The sequence below is a fragment of the Deltaproteobacteria bacterium genome (genome assembly GCA_023382265.1).
GTDB lineage: Bacteria > JAMCPX01 > JAMCPX01 > JAMCPX01 > JAMCPX01 > JAMCPX01.
This window is the reverse complement of the sequence record JAMCPX010000056.1, coordinates 34,542-54,203: the sequence shown is the minus strand read 5'-3', so window position 1 is coordinate 54,203 and position 19,662 is coordinate 34,542. Positions and strand designations below refer to the sequence as shown.

The 19,662-nt window shown below is 39.9% G+C and carries 18 protein-coding genes and 1 tRNA gene; 9 read left to right on the top strand and 10 right to left on the bottom strand.

The features are described 5' to 3' along the window. Window positions 1–95: 95 nt before the first annotated feature. The 3 genes from rplM to argC are packed head-to-tail and all read left to right on the top strand — an operon-like array spanning window position 96 to window position 1,933. Entirely contained in the window at window positions 96–533 is a 438-nt protein-coding gene (rplM, locus tag M1381_10265) for a 50S ribosomal protein L13 (GenBank protein ID MCL4479465.1), read from the top strand. Continuing rightward, complete coding sequence (gene rpsI / locus M1381_10260) at window positions 530–922, top strand: 30S ribosomal protein S9 (protein ID MCL4479464.1); 393 nt, start codon at window positions 530–532, stop codon at window positions 920–922. The genes rplM and rpsI overlap by 4 nt, the downstream gene beginning before the upstream one ends. Window positions 923–925: 3 nt before the next feature. Continuing rightward, the gene (gene argC / locus M1381_10255; protein ID MCL4479463.1) at window positions 926–1,933 is read left to right on the top strand and encodes an N-acetyl-gamma-glutamyl-phosphate reductase; all 1,008 of its coding nucleotides are present in this window, start codon (window positions 926–928) and stop codon (window positions 1,931–1,933) included. Window positions 1,934–1,935: 2 nt separating this feature from the next. On the opposite strand, the gene M1381_10250 is transcribed toward argC, so the two are convergent. The 3 genes from M1381_10250 to M1381_10240 all read right to left on the bottom strand — a co-directional run bounded on the left by M1381_10250 (window position 1,936) and on the right by M1381_10240 (window position 4,973). After that, window positions 1,936–2,613: a TraR/DksA family transcriptional regulator gene (locus M1381_10250; GenBank protein ID MCL4479462.1), complete on the bottom strand. Its 678-nt coding sequence runs from the start codon at window positions 2,611–2,613 to the stop codon at window positions 1,936–1,938. Window positions 2,614–2,690: 77 nt separating this feature from the next. Continuing rightward, window positions 2,691–3,743 (bottom strand): hypothetical protein, encoded by a 1,053-nt coding sequence (locus M1381_10245; protein MCL4479461.1) that lies wholly within the window; start codon window positions 3,741–3,743, stop codon window positions 2,691–2,693. Window positions 3,744–3,752: 9 nt separating this feature from the next. Continuing rightward, window positions 3,753–4,973 carry a hypothetical protein gene (locus M1381_10240; GenBank protein MCL4479460.1) on the bottom strand — a complete coding sequence of 407 codons (1,221 nt, stop codon included), beginning with the start codon at window positions 4,971–4,973 and terminating at the stop codon, window positions 3,753–3,755. A gap of 176 nt (window positions 4,974–5,149) precedes the next feature. Between M1381_10240 and M1381_10235 the strand changes: the two genes are divergently transcribed. From M1381_10235 to M1381_10215, 5 genes are all read left to right on the top strand, one after another. Beyond that, a complete protein-coding gene (locus M1381_10235) occupies window positions 5,150–6,685 on the top strand; it encodes a hypothetical protein (protein MCL4479459.1) in 1,536 nt (511 codons plus the stop codon). Window positions 6,686–7,879: 1,194 nt separating this feature from the next. Continuing rightward, window positions 7,880–8,941 (top strand): zinc-ribbon domain-containing protein, encoded by a 1,062-nt coding sequence (locus M1381_10230; protein ID MCL4479458.1) that lies wholly within the window; start codon window positions 7,880–7,882, stop codon window positions 8,939–8,941. A gap of 45 nt (window positions 8,942–8,986) precedes the next feature. Continuing rightward, window positions 8,987–9,712, top strand: a complete 726-nt coding sequence (locus tag M1381_10225; protein MCL4479457.1) for a hypothetical protein — start codon at window positions 8,987–8,989, stop codon at window positions 9,710–9,712. Window positions 9,713–9,716: 4 nt separating this feature from the next. Continuing rightward, window positions 9,717–10,016: a DUF721 domain-containing protein gene (locus tag M1381_10220; protein MCL4479456.1), complete on the top strand. Its 300-nt coding sequence runs from the start codon at window positions 9,717–9,719 to the stop codon at window positions 10,014–10,016. Window positions 10,017–10,073: 57 nt separating this feature from the next. After that, entirely contained in the window at window positions 10,074–11,183 is a 1,110-nt protein-coding gene (locus M1381_10215; protein ID MCL4479455.1) for a glycosyltransferase, read from the top strand. Between the two features lie 65 nt (window positions 11,184–11,248). Here M1381_10215 and M1381_10210 read toward each other — a convergent pair whose 3' ends face one another. From M1381_10210 to M1381_10180, 7 genes are all read right to left on the bottom strand, one after another. After that, complete coding sequence (locus M1381_10210) at window positions 11,249–12,181, bottom strand: serine/threonine protein kinase (protein ID MCL4479454.1); 933 nt, start codon at window positions 12,179–12,181, stop codon at window positions 11,249–11,251. A gap of 65 nt (window positions 12,182–12,246) precedes the next feature. Further along, window positions 12,247–13,035 (bottom strand): protein phosphatase 2C domain-containing protein, encoded by a 789-nt coding sequence (locus tag M1381_10205; GenBank protein ID MCL4479453.1) that lies wholly within the window; start codon window positions 13,033–13,035, stop codon window positions 12,247–12,249. Next, the gene (locus M1381_10200) at window positions 13,032–14,627 is read right to left on the bottom strand and encodes an APC family permease (GenBank protein ID MCL4479452.1); all 1,596 of its coding nucleotides are present in this window, start codon (window positions 14,625–14,627) and stop codon (window positions 13,032–13,034) included. Before M1381_10200 ends, M1381_10205 begins: the two co-directional genes overlap by 4 nt. A gap of 11 nt (window positions 14,628–14,638) precedes the next feature. Continuing rightward, on the bottom strand, window positions 14,639–15,388 hold the full coding sequence (locus M1381_10195) for a hypothetical protein (GenBank protein MCL4479451.1): 750 nt from the start codon (window positions 15,386–15,388) through the stop codon (window positions 14,639–14,641). A gap of 230 nt (window positions 15,389–15,618) precedes the next feature. Then, the gene (locus tag M1381_10190; GenBank protein ID MCL4479450.1) at window positions 15,619–17,370 is read right to left on the bottom strand and encodes an N-acetylmuramoyl-L-alanine amidase; all 1,752 of its coding nucleotides are present in this window, start codon (window positions 17,368–17,370) and stop codon (window positions 15,619–15,621) included. 11 nt (window positions 17,371–17,381) lie between these two features. Continuing rightward, complete coding sequence (locus M1381_10185; protein ID MCL4479449.1) at window positions 17,382–17,933, bottom strand: Slp family lipoprotein; 552 nt, start codon at window positions 17,931–17,933, stop codon at window positions 17,382–17,384. A 155-nt stretch (window positions 17,934–18,088) separates the two neighbouring features. Then, window positions 18,089–18,166: transfer RNA gene (locus M1381_10180), tRNA-Pro, on the bottom strand. Window positions 18,167–18,264: 98 nt separating this feature from the next. Here M1381_10180 and M1381_10175 point away from each other — a divergent pair. Continuing rightward, the gene (locus M1381_10175) at window positions 18,265–19,626 is read left to right on the top strand and encodes an HD domain-containing protein (protein ID MCL4479448.1); all 1,362 of its coding nucleotides are present in this window, start codon (window positions 18,265–18,267) and stop codon (window positions 19,624–19,626) included. Window positions 19,627–19,662: the final 36 nt, after the last annotated feature.

Here is a 19,662-nt window from a genome sequence, read left to right as displayed (position 1 = left end):
TATATTTGGCTGTACACTTCCTTGACTTTTATTTTTTACACTGTATATAAGAAAGCTTATCATAATTATATGGTTAACGAAGAATGGAGAAAGGCATGAAAACTTATATTGCAAAAAAGGCAGACATAAAAAAGAATTGGCATCTAATAGATGCAAATGAGGCAGTACTCGGCAGGTTAGCTACAAAAATAGCTTTTATGCTTAGAGGAAAAGATAAGGCTGTATATACGCCTTATGAAGATACGGGGGATTTTGTAGTTGTAATAAATGCTGAAAAAATAAAACTAACAGGAGACAAATTAACACAAAAGGAATACCATCATCATACACATTACCCCGGTGGTTTAAAAACAATGAGCATTATGGAAGTGCTGAAAAAGGATCCAGGAAAGGTTATCACACATGCAGTAAAAGGCATGCTTCCAAAGAATAAACTATCGAATAAGTTATTAACCAAGTTAAAGGTTTACGCTGGTCCTGAACATCCTCATAGTGCACAGATATTTAAAAAGGACGATGGAGGTAAACAATGAGTGAACTTATTTTTCACGGTGTAGGAAAAAGAAAAACAGCAGTTGCGAGGGTATGGCTTAAGCCGGGTTCGGGAGATATCATTGTAAACAAAAAACCATTTGAAACTTATTTCCCTGCAGTAACAGTAAGAGAAGATATATTAAGGCCTTTAAATATAACCGATACTAAGGCAAAGTTTGATGTTGTCGCAAACATATACGGCGGGGGTTTTTCAGCACAGGCTCAGGCAATGGCGCATGGCATTACAAAGGCGCTTGTAGCTTTTAATGGCGATCTACGTGTAGGGCTTAAAAAAGAAGGACTAACAACAAGGGATCCAAGAATGAAGGAAAGGAAAAAATACGGCAGAAAGGCAGCAAGAAAGCGATTCCAGTTTACCAAGAGATAATGCATGTATAGTGTAGCAGTATTAGGTGCTACAGGTTATTCCGGTATAGAGCTATTAAGACTGTTGACTTTTCATTCTAAGGTTGACGTTAAGGCGGTTACAGCAGATAAGAATTCAGGATACACGCTCGATAAGGTTGTTCCGCCTCTAAAAGGTTACTATAGATTAACCTGTAAAAAGATAGAAGATATAATTACAGAAAAATTTGATGTTGTTTTTCTCGCATTACCTTCAGAGCAATCAAAATCTGTCTTAAAAGAATTTTTAAATCCCGGCTCAATTATAATAGATCTCAGCGATGCTTTCAGGCTTAAAACCAAACAACATGATTCATTGTTAGATGCAATTTATGGTCTACCGGAATTAAATCGTGCTCAAATAAAATCTGCAAAGTTAATTGCCAATCCGGGCTGTTATCCCACAGGGGCGATTATACCATTAGCACCTTTCCTAAAAGCAAACATTATAAAAAAAGAACGTATTATCATTGACTCAAAATCTGGTGTAACTGGAGCAGGAAGAAATCCATCCCAGGAATTGCATTTCTCAGAGGTACATGAAGGATTTAAGGCTTACAAACCCATATTCCATAGGCATGTTCCGGAGATATTGCAGGCATTGAATGTAATTACAGGTGGTGGAGTTAATGTAACTTTTGTCCCACATCTTGTACCCTCAAATAGAGGCATTTTTACAACAATTTATGCTTCAGCAGAAAGCAACAAAAAAATAACGCAAGCGATGCTTGAAGATTTGCTCATAAGTGCCTTTAAGGATGAACCTTTCGTGAGGATCTTAAAATCGCCAGAACTTCCAGACACAAATGCGATTAAAGGTTCTAATTTTATAGACATAGCAGTGCGCTTTGATGAGCAGGATTCGATCGTCATTTTATTTTCTGCAATAGACAATTTAGTCAAAGGTGCTTCAGGACAGGCTATTCAAAATATGAATCTTGCACTCGGACTTGATGAAAAAGAGGGACTTTTTACACCACCCCTATTCCCTTAAGATTACTCTGCTTCCCCTTCTTCTTCATTGCTTGTATTTGAGAATATATCTTTCTCGCTTTGCAATGATTGTCTTATAGCCTCTTCCTGTTCAAGATTTGAGGCGCAATCAATACACAATTTAGCAAAAGGTAATGCCTTTAATCTTGCAATTGGAATCGGCTCCCCGCAATCCTCGCAAAAACCATAAGTACCGTTATCAATCTTTGTTAAGGCTTCATCAATCTCGCGAAGTTTCTTGATATCCATGCTTGTGAGAAGATATTCGTATTCCCTATTTCTTTCTTCCGCCATCGCATCAAGCTCCTCAATCTCCATATTCTTTTCTTCATCGGGAGAAAGCTTTTTCTTTTCAAGAGCTTCCATAATAGAAGCCTTCATCTTTAAGAGCATTTGCTTTATTTCATTATAATAAATCGATTCTTTTTTTACTACTTCAATATGCGTTTTCAAATGTGTTTTCTTCATATTTTCTTTCTTTTTTCTACTTAATATTTTTTTTCTGATACTACTTTTTGCAACTTTTGAAACCAATTTGTCACTCTTTTTAGGTTTTTTTGATAGAGCAGTTTTTTTAATAGAAATCTTCTTTTTTACTAGCTTTTTCTTTTGAACTTTTTTAGGAGCGGCCGTCATACGCTCTCCTTTATGTTTAATTAACGTTTTGACAAAATTCAGCATATATGAATTATGTAAATAATAATCCTTTTATTCAAAAAAACAAGTAAATTATATACTTCAGCTATTGAACAAAAATATTATTGTCCATGACATATTACACAAACAGCGTCCTTGTTTTGATTTAAAGATGATTTAAAATTAGCCGGATGTGGATTCCCGCCTACACCACCAACTTTATGACACTGTACACATATAGAATCAGTCCCACCGCTATGGCATGATGCGCATGTATTTATATTTTGTCTTGCAAGCCTTCCATGAAATTGGCTTGAGGCAGTATTAAATAAAAAGTCTGTTCCCGTAGGATGTGGTGCTGCTACAGGAGAAGATGTATCTGCACCTACCCCGTTTCTTATATGACACGCCCTGCAACTATCAGCAGTATGACATCTATAACATGATGCGGGATCCTGCTGTGCCTCAATGGAATGTACCGCAAGCCAATCCCCTCTGTGAATGAGTGCCTTCTGTGGTGCCTCAGGGTATCTTATAGCCGGGAGTATCTTGTCCTGTGTGTTATGACAGGTATCACAGAAAGACAGTTGATGGCATTGCTCACAACTCTGTATATCTGTTCTTGCAAGAGCCCCGTGATTGTACTTGAAGCCGGCATTATGCGAAAATTTTGCTAATCTCTTAATAGATATTGAACTTAACTCGGTATGACACATAGAGCATTTAAGAGAATCATAGTCCTTTTGATGACATGTCATGCATACCTGCATTGTTGGAAGATTTCCGGGTGTCGGCTCTGTTTCAAACGGTATACGTGTATGACAATAAGTGCAATCATTTTTTACCCTTGGTATGTGTTCATCATGTGCAAAAACAATATCCTTTTTTTCTACTTTAAAAGGTTGAGCTTTATCGGGATTTGTATGACACATAGAGCATTTATTTTGTGCATCACTATGACACTGAAAGCATACACTCATCTCAGGGATAAAACTTGTTGATACATTCTTTGCTTTTTCAATACCAGAATGACAGGTAAGGCAATCTATACCATTTGATATGTGAAGTTTGTGAGAGAATTTAAGTCTATCCTTATTAGAGGATAAGACTTTATTACAAGAAGTAATGGCTAAAATTAAAATCAAAGCAGATGTCATAAATAATAATTTTTTCATTATGCCCCCCTATAGATCGTATTTAATACTTAACATACCAAACCCGCCATGTCTTACATAAGGTCCGTCCAAGTAATCGGCTGATATCGTAACTTTTAAATCATCGAGAATATTTTTCCCGACAGCAACCTGTCCTGTAATACTATGATTATAACCGTTGAGTTCTCCAAGATAAGATGCATAAATCATGTCTATGTTTGCATAAAATCCCATCATGAAGTTCCTTAATACATAAAGCCTTGTTGTTAAATAATCTGTTGGGTTTGCATCCGCCTTGTGCAATTCAATACCTGCAGCATACGGGGATCGATCGTATGTCAACTTTCCTCCATAGCTGTATGAGTTGCCGTACGAACTGTACATATATTTTGTTGCATCAATATCAATTGAAAGGTTATCCATCAATCTATACCCGATGTCCCCCTCTATCGTTCTGTAAAACTCTGTGGAAAATACCCAGAAGATGCTTGTTTTATCTATTAAAGATACGGGGTTAAAATACGCATACTGTGCATTTAAGAATAACCTGCTTGTTGGAGTCAAAGATGCCTTTATTAAACCATCGTATAATTCTTTGTCCACTATATCATAATAATACCGTCCAAATAAATACAACATGCTTGTAGGCCTTAGCCATCCATCCAGGCCCCACCTTGCCTGTCTTATCTCCATACCTTGTTTTGTATAAAAAGCCGATGCACCTAATCCAAATATATATCTATCTATCGATACCCTCCCTCCTGTTGTAATATTTCCTGTCTCATACTCGGATAACTCATTAATTTCATTCCCTATAAAAGCTCCAAATCCTATACCCTGTTTTGTATGCAAAAGCATTTCAAACCCGTCATAATGATCATCCGCAGCTCCAAACCAGCTGTTCAATCTGCCGAGCCTGAATCTAATAGGTACTGTCCTGGGCTGATAATTCAAATACCCATAACTGAGATCTGAATAAGTTCTATCCGAATAAAGCTGATCAATTGCGTCATACCTGAGCCAGCCAGATGCATGGAAAGATATTTCTGAATTATTCAGAGGATAATTAAGATCAAGGGATTCATAAAAAGGCATATAATGTTGCGTTGTGCTATTCACGTCAAGGTTATATCCTCCAACATAAGTATCCGAAGAAAGCCCTATATTGTTTGATGAAGCTATTGCAGTTACAGGGATAAACAAAACAAACAATATTATAAATATGTTTATGTTATAAAATATCTTCTCCATATTACCTCCTTAACATATTATGTATACAAACACACTCAATTTTAAGTAGCAATAAAAATGAGAATAAAAGTTGTTACAGAAATAAAATTAAAAAAACAATTCTACGCTGAACAATTGACACGCTTTATAAAAAGGATAGATTGAATCTATATAAAATAATATAGGAGGATAAGTGCATGAAATCAAATTTTAAGTTTTATTTAGCGGCTTTTGCTCTGCTGTGGCTTAGTGGAACTGCATTAGCAAAGCAAAACGGTTTACTGAAACCATGGGTCCATCCCGGAGCCGAGATGATAAAAGAGAACGGTTATCAGGGTGCACAGACGTGTGCTATGTGTCATCCTGAGGCATTAAATGAGATTACACAGACAGTGCACTGGCATATGGCTACACCCATCAGGAATGTCCAGGGATTACCCGACGGCTCGTGGTGGGGCATGTTAAACAGAGAATGCGCACTCGCAGGTTCTCTTACCATTTCCAACTGGACTGCTTCTACAAACGGGCATTTTACTGTTCAGGCTGCAGGATGCGGCGTATGCCATATAGGGGCATTGCCAATGCCTCCACTCCCGCCCGGTCAACCCCCAACACAGGATCAGGCAAACACGGTGGATTGTCTGGTTTGTCATGCCCGGGATTATAATATGAAGGATAGAATGACGCTTGTTACAGATTCAACAGGTACTCACTGGGGAGAAGATAAATCGCTTAAAGCAGCTCTAAGTATAACAAAGGTTCCAACAAACGAAGCATGTTTAAGATGTCATGAGCATGCATTTTCTTATGATTATAAAAGAGGTACTCCATATACACCTAAGACTGATGTTCACGCAAAGGCAGGGCTTAAATGCATAACATGCCATGTTACAGAACATCATAAAATTCCAAAGGGCCAATTTGAGTCCGACATGGCTGCTAATGATCTGCCAGACGTAAAAGTTACATGCTCAAACTGTCACGGATATATGCCGCATCAAGGTAAGATAGGAAAAATTCTTAACGCACATATAGAAAAGATTGCGTGTCAGACATGCCATATACCCGTTGTATCCGGCATATCCTATGAAAACTGGGGCAAACCTGTAAAGGATACCATAAACGGGAAATACAGCGAACTTTCAAAATACGATAAAATCCCTTCAATACCGGGCATCTATGTTCCCACGGTAAAGATAACAATGGGCCATCCTGTTTACATCTGGAGGGTCCCCAATACCAAGTATCATCAGGATGTACAGAGCTGGATGGCATTTGAGATATCGAGTATAAAATCACCCGGTGCAAAGATATATCCTGTGCGTGGATTGACACAGGTGCTGCTGTTCGACAAAAAACTCAAGATGTGGCAGGAGCCCGGCATGGGCTTCCTGAAAGATAACCCCCAGATGGCAAACTTCCCGGCACTGCTTGCTCCGAACAGAGAGGTTTATAACAAGACGGGTAATGTAAAAGCGGCATTGGATGCAGGTATGAAACCGTTCGAAGCAATGGGCTTCACCTGGAGCGGGGAATGGATGGCGATGCAGGTCCCGGGCACATCCTACATATCGGTAAATCACGCAGTAAAGAAGATCGGGCTATCGTGTGATAAATGTCATTCTACACATGGGGAAATGGACTTTAAATCACTCGGTTACACACCCGAACAGATTAAAACATTAGAACACATCACCAATAAAGAATTGGAACGGCTTGAAAAACCTCAGTAAGTTCGCATAATATCAATACTGGAGTGAATGAGAATCAAATGGGGCATGTGATCACATGTCCCATTCTTTGATTCACAAAAATATCTTTAAAACACTGAATTTTAAAATAACAACACAAAAACTCTTCTATTTGACAATTCTAATGATGAACCCAGGAAATGCGTTTAAAAAACAAGGAAGTTTGTGCAATGAGCGAGAACTTTACGTACAGAAAATGCTGTTTTATGCCATTTTATTGAGAAGATGACATTTTAGTTTTCCCTCTATAGGTCTACCCATCTCTAATATAGATTGAAATCTTAAGGATCATAAGTTTTTCCACAAAGTAAGCCAAGCTTGGGTTGTTTCTTGCTGCTTCATCAATGTCCAGTCTTTCTGCAATCTTTGGATTATCACGCATATGAATAAAATCTTTGTTAGTTTTGTGAAAAATTTTTTTAAGAGTTCTTTCGGTTTACAATCGAGGGTAGCAGAAGGCGAAATATTGACATTGGCATTATGTTCCAAGCTATTTTTTATAGTCTCTGTATCTGCAAGTAACCACCCCTCTACAGCGTTTACAACAATTACATAGAATATAGGTTTATCGATTTTATTAGAGAGACTTTGCTCTACCTTCTTCACTTTTTCATTAATTTCTTTTTCACATTCCGCATCTATACAAATAATAACCTTCTCGGCATCCGGATGGTCGAGCAGGACATCATGTGAATATCTTAACCAGCTATTCAGTTGTCTCCAGCCTCAAGACAACATTATTTCTTTCAACTGGGATACCTACGCTGCTTATAGTCTGATGCGATTCAGCGCTCCTCAGTTCTCCACATATCTCAATATGATGTCAGGACGCCCCATTCGCATTCGCACATTTGCCAATTTGTACACCGTGTTTTTGCCATTGCCTATGCGGATGATGGTGCTTGATTCGACAAGCCCGTGGAATAAAATGGAGCACTGTGGCTTGAGCGAACGCGCTTTCCGATTTGCTACTACTGTGGCAGGCATATATCCACATAGAATAATATATCAAAACCCGGCCGGAGGCAGGGCTTTTTTAGTCTTGCTCACCTTATAATCTTCAGGTTAAATGAATCAGCCTTTATTTATTAAAAACCGGAGGCGCGCGGATTTTATTTACTACTTGCCACTTTTAAAATTAATTGTTAATATTCTGCGGAAAAGAGAAGAGTATATATGATCGTTATATGTGATAAATGTAATACAAAGTACAAGCTCGATGATACTGCTATTACAGAAGATGGCGTAAAGGTAAGATGCACTAAATGCGGGAATACCTTTATAGTAAAAAAGCCAAAGAAGGAAGATGTGGAAAATCTTGCCCAGTCTAAACAAGACGCAGGTTATTTGCAATCCGATATCCATGATGAACTTGATAAAGCCATAAAAGAGACAATAGGCGATATTGCTGGGGAAAAATCCGCCGTACAGAATCCCGGTACAGAGTTTGATTGGTCAGCGTTAATAGAAAACAAAGAGGCATCACCGGAACATGAATACTCTGAGCCTAAACCGGAAGACGAGCTATCAGACTTTAATGATGCTATTAAAAAAGAAGAACCGATTATAGATCATGCACAGGATCAGCCCGTATCTGCGCCAGAAGTTTCGGATCTTCCAACTCCTATAGTGGAACATATGATACGAGAAACCATTAAACACGGGAGAGAAGAAGATGCGGCAAAAAATACGGCATTGGTGCTCAAAAAAATTATACTCATATTTTCAGTACTGATATTAATGTCGGTCATAGGTTATTCCGGGTATATGTACAAACATGAAATTACGGAGGAAGCTAATAAAGTATATCTCCTGCTATCAGAACAAATTGCTAACAAAAAACCGATAAATGTTGGCGTTAGTGTTGCGAGTTCGAAAGGATACTTCATGAAAAACGTAAGAGGGCAGCAATTATTTGTGATAGAGGGTGATGTCACTAATACAAAAAATAAGTCATTGAGTTTTATTAAGCTGAAGGCAAGTATTCTCGATAACAATAACAACCTTGTTTCTTCTAAATCCTTTTATGCAGCAAATGTATTTACGGATGAAGAACTGAGAACATTAACGAGCGATCAGATAAATAAAAAACTTAACAATGAAATGGGACAATCTTTGAAGAATTTTAATGTTCCTCCCGAAACTTCTATTCCTTTTGCAGTGGTTTTCTTTGATGTCCCGAACAACTTGAGTTCCTATACAATTATTCCTGAGAGCGCACATCCGGGAACACAGTAGTAGTGGTATATGAAGGACGAGGACAACCAAAAAAAGGCGATAAATATGATTAACAGGTTGCTCGTTTATAAAGATATGGAAATAAGGGAGGGAGCTTTTGCTGATCTTATAAAAGAGATACCGGTTGATAAATTAGCAGGACTCATTATGTATGTTATTACAATGGCAGATAGGAAAGAGGAGAGGTTTCTACGTGTCGTTAACATCTTTACCAATAAATCTTTAATTAAAAATGCGGTAGGAGAAAAAGGTTTTTACCGGATGTTAACAATTGCCAGAGAAAAGGGATATAGAGAGGTTATACTGACATTACTTGAGAATATAACAGACATAAAAAACCGGGAGATTGATGAGCCGCTTCAGGATTACCGCACCGAAGGTCTTACACTGGGTGAGAGAAAATCGTTATCAAAATCACTTAACCACGATATTATTGAAAGGCTATTGTATGATTCTAATCCGCTGGTTATTCGCGGCTTACTTTCTAACCCAAAAATACTGGAAAGTGATGTACTCAAAATTGTATCAAAAAAACCCAACTCAGCAAATATATTAAAAACGGTATACAATAGTTCCAAATGGATAAGCAGGTACAGAATCGAGTGTTCTATCGCAATGAATCCATATACGCCTATTGAGCTTACGATTGCTATTTTACCTCACATACTCATGCCTGATTTAATGCTCATAGCAAACGACTCAAAGCTACCTGAGATAATAAGAGAAAAGGCAGGGAATATGATAAAATCGCTTAAGAAGGAACTTGCATAGAGACATGGAAGATCTGAAAGATATTATAATTGAGTTGGACAATACCAAATTTGACAAGCAGAGACAGGGCATGAAGATCTATGAACACTGGGCCGATATTGTAGATAAGGACAACTCAAATGTCGCGACTCCAATTCTAATAAACAGTGATGATATTCTGATTGTTGCCGTGAATAACAACGTTATTTTTCAAGAACTTACATTTAAAAAAGTTGAAATGATAAAAAAAATAAATTCAATAAAAGGGACACCTCACATTAAAGATATAAAGTTTAAAATCAGGGCAGTGGAATTGCAGTATTAATAAAAGATGCAGCAGTTCAATCGCATTAAAATTCTTTTTGTGCACTCTTCTTCAGAAATGTATGGATCTGACAGATGCCTTTATGAACTGATAAAAGGAATTGATAAAAAGCAGTTTTCTCCTGTAGTAATTCTACCCTACGAGGGTATTCTATCGGACAAGTTGAAAGAGCTCGGCATTAAAACTTATTTCATTGATCCATGGGTTATGAGAAAGGGCATATTTCATGGCATAAAATTTATAAAATACATTTTCAGCTTACCTGCTTCTATAATTAAAATTATACGGATCGTTAAAAATGAACATATAAATCTTGTATACTCAAATACAAGTGTGATAATTGGTGCTCCGCTTGCCTCATTATTATGCGGTGTCCCTCATGTTTACCATCTGAGAGAGTTTTACGACGATTATCCGACTCTCGTTTCTTTTCATAGATCGTTTATGTGTTTCGTATCAAAAAAAATAATAGCTATAGGCAATACCGTTGGCGAACAAGTTAGTAAGAAATGTATAAAGAAATTGGATGTCATATATGATGGCATTGATCTTAACAGATTTCGATCATCAAATGTAGCTGTCCCGGAAGAGCTAATTGAATTGAGGAAGGCAGGATACCTTATTGTATCCGATATCGGAAGAATAAGTCGCATTAAGGGACAGGAATTATTCATAGAAGCTGCAAAACTCATATTGGATAAATACAAAAATAGCATGTTCCTGATTATCGGAGATATCTTCCCCGGTAATGTGCCATTCAAAAAACATCTGGACGAGCTTGCAAACCAATACGGAATAACGGATCATATACTTTTTACCGGATTCCGAAATGATGTTGATGCTTTTATCATGAATAGTGATATTGTTGTTCTTACAACGCTTATATCGGAAGCACTGGGTCAGGTCGTAATGGAAGGTATGGCAGCAGGAAAAGTTGTTGTTGCTCCAGATAAAGGGGGTCCCACTGAGTTGATAGAGAATGATGTTGATGGCATACTTTACAGATCAGGAGATAGAGATGCATTGGCAAATACGATAATCAGACTTATTAATGATCCTCTTTCAAGGGAAGTCATAGGTAAAGAAGCAAGAGAAAAAGCAATGAAAAACTTCGGCATCTCTAAAAACATAAACAAAATACAGGAAAACCTTAAAGAACTGATATAATAGAGGCATGATTTTTAATTGTTTGATTTTGCCGCACCTTTATTTTTTTAATCTTTTGAGTTTATTTATTTTTCGGAAGATAATATGCCTAGAGTAAGAGCCCGCAGTTTCCACAGCCAGAAGGCTATCCTTGATTTTGGATGCTGATTTATGGCACGATCCGTTACTATCACTCTATCCTGATGAATGAGTGAATCACGGAATTCCTGTGCACTATTAAACCGTTCACGGGGGTCCCGCTCAATTGCGTGCAGCACGATCTCTTCGAGTTGAGGAGATATGCTATCGCGGAGTTTACCCGGTGGAATGGGATTTTCAATCATCTTTGCCTGCATCGCCGTATAGATATTCTGGCCGTGAAATGGTGTTTTGCCTGTAAGCATTTCGTACAGAATGATGCCAAGGCTGTAAATATCTGTACGTGCACTTCCGCGCTGTCCTTTTATTTGCTCCGGTGCCATATAATCGGGGGTACCTACAGGCTGGGACAGTCCTGTCCATGTGATCTTGCGCAGGGCCGTATCGAGTGCAATTCCGAAGTCTATCAATTTTAATCTTCCGCCCGGCATGATCATGATATTGTCGGGTTTCAGGTCCCTGTGTACCACATTGCGGTCGTGGAGATAGATGAGTATATCGGAAAGCTGAACCGCAAAATCAACAGCAGTTGGGACCGGCAGGCGGTGTTCCATCTGGATCAGCTTGCTCAGAAGTTCACCCTCTGAATATTCCATGACAAGGTAAAGCCTGCTTTTTTCTTTTGTGCGAAAAACCTTTATAATGCCAGGATGGTCAAGACTTAAGCCTATATGCTCCTCTCTCAGAAACCTCTGATGGAATACAATATCGCTTGCATACTGGAGGTGCGGCACCTTCACCGCGACTATTTTACCGTCTTCTGTATCGCGTGCACGGAATATTGCCGCCATCCCGCTATTGGCAATACTGTCAAGCAGCTCGTATTGATCAAGCATTTGTCCGGGGGTAAGTTCACTCATATGTGAGGCTTTTAACTAACTGAAAGTACACCGCTTGTCAAACGTATGACACCGTGAGAGCAGGTTCACCGCCACCAGAATCTCCACCATGACGGCTGCTCTATAGCGGTTCCCGGCGTGACAACCGATACTACTTGTACGCTGATATTGTCCTCTGCCCCGGCATCACGGGATCTACGGACTATGGACGTGCAGGATTGTTCAGGTTTATTTGATCGTACAATTTCAGCCAGCTCCGGATCAAGCAGCGCCTCATACGCGCCGTCGCTGCACTGCAAAAGTATATCCCCGGCCCGGACATCTATCTTTAAGAAATCTATTGATGCAAGCAGCTCATAACCAAGATAGCGTGTGAGCATGTGTCGGTTAGGGTGTGTCCGGGCTTCTTCGGGTGTGAGGATACCGTACTGTACCCTTTCCCCGACCCACGTGTGATCCTTGGTAAGCTGAGTAAATACGCCGTTGCGCAGCATGTAGAGCCTGCAATCGCCGATATGAGCGGTGAATAGCGTGCTGCCAGTTATCGCACTCGCTATCACCGCTGTCCCCATGTGGTATAATTCAGGGACTGTTATTGCCTTCTGATAGACATCAAGGTTTGCCTGCTGGATGGCATGCCTGAGATTTTTCATTGATAACACCGGGCCGGCCGCAAGGGACATCTCCCTTTCCATTACTTCTATGGCAATGGTGCTAGCAACCTCACCTGCGTTGTGAGCACCCAGCCCGTCTGCCACAATCATCAAAACGCCGTCTTCGTACTGATAGGAGGCTACTGCGTCCTCGTTGTTTTCACGCACCGGACCTTTATCCGTCAGTTGAAAAAAGTTTATTTGCGGTTTGATAGAATTCATAACTGCTTATACTGAATTCCTATAATTGGACGCCCCTCACATTTACTGTTTACTGCTACGTACAGTGCACTCCCGGCTGCCCACATACCGGCTATCCCGAAACAGATATACGCCTCACTTTTGGCATCGCTGCTGCCTATGATGTATAGATAAAGAATTGCCCCTAACATGGCCAAATTAGCCATAAGACCGAGTGCGGGAATGATCATGTGTTTTATAACACTGTGTCCTTTGCGCTGCGAAAAGGCCACGATCGTCCATACGCATGTCAAACCGTATAGAACAAAGGTCCCTAAGTTAGAAGCAAGGGTGATCCCGGTTAAACCGACGACAGAACGTACACCAACGGCAGCTATGAGCGAGGACACGACTACAAGCACCCATATCGCCCGGTGCGGTGTTGCAAAACGGCCATGCAGGGAATTCAGCAGTGCCGGCATCTCCTTGTCCTGTGCCATTGCATAACTGACCCGTACAGCGGTGTTCATCGCACTCAGGGTTGTTCCGAGTATCGCAATAGCTACGGTAACAGCTATAGAGATCATCAATCCGAACCCTATACCGCCGAGCAGGCTGTTGCCTATGAGTATCGCCATGTCACCCATCGGTGCACTGGATGCACCTGCAGCGGCAAGCCCAGTCACCGTGGTGGCAACAGCCCCGTTGACAGCTGTATTGACCAGCTTCTCACTGACCATATAGTTTGCCGAGAAGTATTCGAAGAGATAGGCAAACAATCCCTGGATCACGAGAGATATTATGACGGCCTTTGGAATGTCGCGTTTTGGATTCTTTGCCTCTGCTGCAAATGCAGTGGAGCTTTCAAACCCAACCAGTATGAGTATTGCCAGTGTGGACTGTATCAGCACGCCCTGCAAAGAGTGTATCTTCACCACGTCCCATGCACTGGTGAATGCCCATATTGTTGCATGCTGTGGGTTGTGCAGCCTGTAAATAATAGCCGCAACGCTGAAGCCGATCAACGAGATCAACTGGATGATGTTGATGACAAGTGCTGTCAGGGTCGACCCTGTAACACCCCGGTATGCTATATATCCGGTCGCTGCGGCAAAAGCTACAGCTATGACCGTAAGCTTCGTGTTGTTCAGCGTATGCCCGGTAAACTGTGTGTATATGTAGCCGATCAGGATGGCCATCATTGCAACCATGACACCCGGGTACACCCAGTAGAACAGGTGCGCAGCCCATCCTGTCAGCAGTTTGGCAATACGCGCCCATTTATGATGGGCCTCGTTTTCCTGGTCCAGAAAGGCCTTTTCAGCAAAGTAATAGGAGCTGCCAAACCCAGACTCCGGATAAATCTTAGCAAGCTCTGCATACGACAGTGCTGTGAGGAATGCAAGGATCAATGCAAAAATGATACCCGGCCATATATCGGAAGCTACCGAAGCTCCGCTGGGCGATGTTGCGGCGGCCTGCATTTGATAGGTTATCCATAGGAACGCGCCAGGTGCTATCAGTGCCATTGCATTTACCGTTACGCCTGTCAGACCAAGCGTCGATTTTACCCCATTAGAAACATCCTTCCTAACTGGCTTTTCCGTTGCTGTGTTTGTTTTTTGTTCACTCATAACTACCTCCTTTAAAAGTTTATATAGACCTGCGTGGTCCATTTCCACGCCCCGTTGATGACGGAATCGTTGAACCATACAGGACCTGTGAGCAAACTTATATTTTGAGTCCAGTTAAAATAAAGCCCGAAGCCTCCTCCACCTACATAGTTTTTACCCGAAGCGTAATCCGCAGCCAGGACGATCGAACTCAGCCAGTCCTTGTTTAAGGTCAGAATGGTCCTGTCATAAGCGACCATCCATCCCTGGTTTTCCGGCTGACCTTTACCGTTCACAAGCACCGCATGATTGCCGTAATAATAACCGGCATGCAGCCTGCCTATGTAAGGAATGGTTTTACCTATGATCGCGTCTACAATGTCGTATGCTGTCGTAAACGGGTTAGTACCCATATCGAATATTCCCACAGCCAGTCCTGGGGCCCCCTTGAACATGGCGTCTTCCGGTGTTCCTATCTTTGTATTGAACATGTAGGGAGCATCGGATGGCTCCATAGCGTCTATACCCACCTCCATCTGCACCTTGTTAAACGGAAGGACGCCGATCTCAAGACCTATATCCGTAGGAAAAGCGCCCCCGCCATTTGCTATCTTTTTATTAATAGTGAAAAAATTCCCTATCATCACTTCAGGGACCGCATACGTGTGAACATCGATAATACACGGGGTCCAGTATTCCGTAGTTTCCCAGGCAAAACTGCTTGTCGCTGTTCCCAGCATTGCAACGAACACAATAAAATTTACAAACTTAATTGGTTTCATATTTTTTCTCCTGCAAGAGGTAAAAGCACAACGTATGCCAGTATCCTCAAATAGGCTATTGGAGAGGTTTAGTGTGCAATTTTCTATTTGGATGGTGTCAAATAATATTGCAAAAATGTAATATTATAACAATATTGTAAACTATACGGAGGGTCTGTTCTAAACTTATTTAATTATTAACCCAAATTATGTATTTTGGGTCAGGCATACCTGTCCGATCGAGGATCGTATTACTGATACGCCATTTTGATTTTTGATCCATACTTAAGAATGCCTTTTACAACGCCGTCAACAATTGTATCCTGATACCGTTTTTCTGTAAGTAATCTTTCTTCCGCAGGGTTTGTAACGAATGAGGTTTCTATAAGTATGCTTGGCATACTTGTATGCATTAAAACATAGAATGGAGCGCCACGCACGCCAAGATTGGGTGTCTTATATTTATTCAGCCTGAGTTCAGATACCATACTCTTTTGTACGTCCTGTGCGAACATATTTGAATCGTTTATCTTTGCGGTCTTCATAAGATCCTCAAGGATTAACTGCAGATCACTCAACTTTTTTGCTGATGTTGCATTTTCTCTTGCTGCAACGATCAAAGAATTTCTATCACTGGCAGGACTCAGGTAGTATGTTGTTATACCTTTTGTCCGTCTATCTATACTTGCATTTGCATGGATTGATATGAAAAGATCTGCGTTACGCATATCCGCAATTGCGGTCCTCTCCTCGAGTGGAATAAATACATTCGTGTCCCGTGTCATTATTACATGAAAACCGATTTTTCTTAGTCTATCGGCAAGGATTCTCCCGATAGCGAGGGTGATGTTTTTTTCCTCTACGCCGTCTGGCCCGATAGCACCGGGATCCTTCCCGCCATGTCCCGGATCTATTACGATTGTCTTTATCGACGAATATGCCACAGACTTTACCTGTTGTTCATGATGTATAGCCACATGCCCTACGTTGTTTTCGTCCCGCAAGTCCTCATATTTTTTTATGATATTTCCAATTGTCAATGTAGTACCGGTTTGCCGCTTTTCTGTGGAAACAGTTGAACTTTGTGTAAGTATACTTGTAACCGTTGGATTAGAAGTCTTTAAAGTCATTGCTTTATCATTTCTTCTCCCTTTTACATCTATGATAATTCTGAAAGGGTCCTCAAGATTAAAAATAGAATAATCGGTTATATTCCCGAGATCCAGAACCACTCTTGCAGTAGAAGGCTTAAATTGTCCCTCCCTTATCCTTTCTACAAGCCCGTCTTTTACTATAATTGGTGCTGTGTCCCCGGTTATACTGGCACCGCTTAGATCTACATATACTCTTTTACCTATCTTTCCATTCTCTGTTTGTTCAAGCAAATGCCCTGTATAAGCAACATCCTTACTTAAATCTATCACAACCCTTGTATAATCATTTGTTGACCAGAACTTTATACCTGTGATTATAGCGGGTAACAATTTTGCAGGGGTTTTTTGCTCAGGGATATTCCCTCCAAGTTTTACTATCCACAACTTTGCTATCGGGGCTGAATCACTTCTGGGATATTTTTTTAGAATCGATTTATAAAATGTTAATGCGATCCTCTGATTACCCTTCTTTGTCCTGTAGATTTCTGCAATCTTTAATAACGCATCATCGGCAAGAGGGCTTTTTTTGTAGTTTTTTATCAATTCTTTAAAAGCAGATATGGATTTATCAAGGTCTTCTTCAAGAAATGAACGGTTATAAAGATTATTATAAAGATTTCCTATGTTAAAAAGCGCCTTAGGTGCGTAGCTACTTTTTGGATACCGTTTATATAAATGTTTAAAGGCACTTATTACATTTAACCAATTGTCCCTGTATTGTTGCTTCTGAGGGTTTGAATGCAGGATATAATAATTCTGGACTGCCTCTCCGTATAAAGTTTTTGGCTGGATATATTTATGACCATTAGATGAAATAACCACAACAGCAAAGAATAATGCACTCACCATTTATGTAAACCTTAATACGGGAATGTTATTCCATAAGGATAATACCACCATGGTGGATAAAAATTAGGGCCGTTATAAAACATTGGATAAGGATATTGATATAAATATTCTTTATGATGTATGTGCCATAGCTTTACATATGTTATATTTATAACAGGGAAATTGTACTTCATATCACCAATCTTACCTTCCTTTGCACCGGTTACGGAGCCTACGATTGTAACAAGCCTGCCAGGTTTATATATCTCTGTTTCAAGATAACCATTGTTAACTGCTATAAATCTTCCATCACTATGATCTCCTATTTGAGGCTTATAATCACTTTTCAAAGGAAAATCTATAACCTCCAATGAAGTGGTATTGTTAGTCTCATTTTTGGAGCTGACAATCTCACCTCCGAGTATAACTATTTTATTCTTGTACAATGCGGGATCTGTTATAAGCATTTTAAATGTAATTACCTTATCTACATTAGATAAAACTGTTTTCGGAATTGAGGGTGCGCATGCGATAATATCAAAAGTTACCAAGAGAACAACTATATACACAAATTTTTTATTCATACTTACTCCTTTTAATATTTCACATTATAGAACTATTTTGATTATATATCAAATAAGTTAACAACAAAAGATGGCTTTGAATCCGATTTAACCAAGGGAATACAACAGTAAAGTCTGTTTTTTAACACTGTAAGTTTCAGTGGCTTAGTCCTAAATGGTCGGGGCAGGCGGATTCGAACCGTCGGCCTCTTGGTCCCGAACCAAGCGCTCTAACCAGACTGAGCTATGCCCCGTTTTATTGATATTTCATAGCCTACTTATTTTAGCAGATCAACTCTATTGCTTGTAAACAGTTTTAATTCTGATATTTATAATTGTTCGAGATCATAATATGGATACCGTGTTAAAAAAAATAGTGCGATTCGAAAACGCTTACATTGACAGGTACATTGAATTTGCCGATGAGATAGCAAAAAAGCATAATGTGGAGCTGTTGATAGTCGGCGGTGCACCAAGAGAACTGCTATTAAATAAGTCTCCGAAAGACATCGATTTTATAGTTGTAAAAGGCGATGCAATAGAAGTGCCGATGGAGCTTCATAGATCGGCAGGATTTTTTTATCCGGTTTCTTTTGAAAAGTTCGGTAATTTTAGAACAGGCATACATAACGATTATAACATTCAGATGGAGTTTGTTCCAATCAGGGCAAAAAATATCATTGACGATCTTTTGCTCAGGGACTTTACAATAAACACGCTTATAATGAAAAGGATAAACAGATTTTCATACGAGATTTCAGATTTACTTGGCAGAGCGTTCTTGGCACTCGAAAATAAAATTTTACAAACACCCGTAGACGCGGTACAGACGATAAAAGATGATCCACTGAGAATCCTCAGAGCAATAAGATTCTCGTGCATTCTCGAATTTAATATGGAACAAAGCTTGCAGGATACTATAAGATCAAATGTTAGCCTCATCAATGGAGTTGCTGCAGAAAGAATAAGGGAAGAGCTTTTTATGATCATGAATTCTCAAAAGCCTTCTAAAGGTATACAGCTTATGAATGAGCTTGGAATACTTGATGTACTTATGCCTGAGATTAAAATTACAGTAGGTTTTGATCAGAGATCCCACTACCATAAGGACGAACTATTCATCCATAGCCTTGAGGTAATGGATAAAACCAAACCAAATATCTCAACAAGACTTGCTGCGCTCTTCCATGATGTCGGTAAACCGCTATCAAAACATGAGCAGGGAAAGAAGGTAACATACTACGGGCATCAGGACAAAAGTTCAGAGCTGTTCGAGGCATTTGCACGCAGGTTGAAGATTCCATATTCAATTGCTGCTACTGCAGGACTTCTTATAAAAAGGCACATGATCAATTACACTTCTGATTGGAAGGATTCAACTATAAAGAAGTTTATAAGAACAAATTATGATATACTCGATAAACTACTTGATCTCCACAGGGCCGACGCATCATCACTCGCAGATCAAGATTACATGTTAAATGGCGTTAATGAATTTGAATCAAGGATACACGAACAAAAGCTTGATGAGGTGGGCAGGCTTGAATCACCCTTGGATGGCAGCGAGATACAAAATCTGCTCAATATCCCGCCAGGCCCCAAGATAGGCGAGATAAAAAAGGCCGTCGTTGATGCGATACTAGAAGGTACAATAGAGCCTACAAAACAATCCGCAGAGGCATTCATAAAAAAGGTATATGCAGCATCAAAATGAAAGAAAACACTAAAAGGGTTGTGCGGATGATGCTTA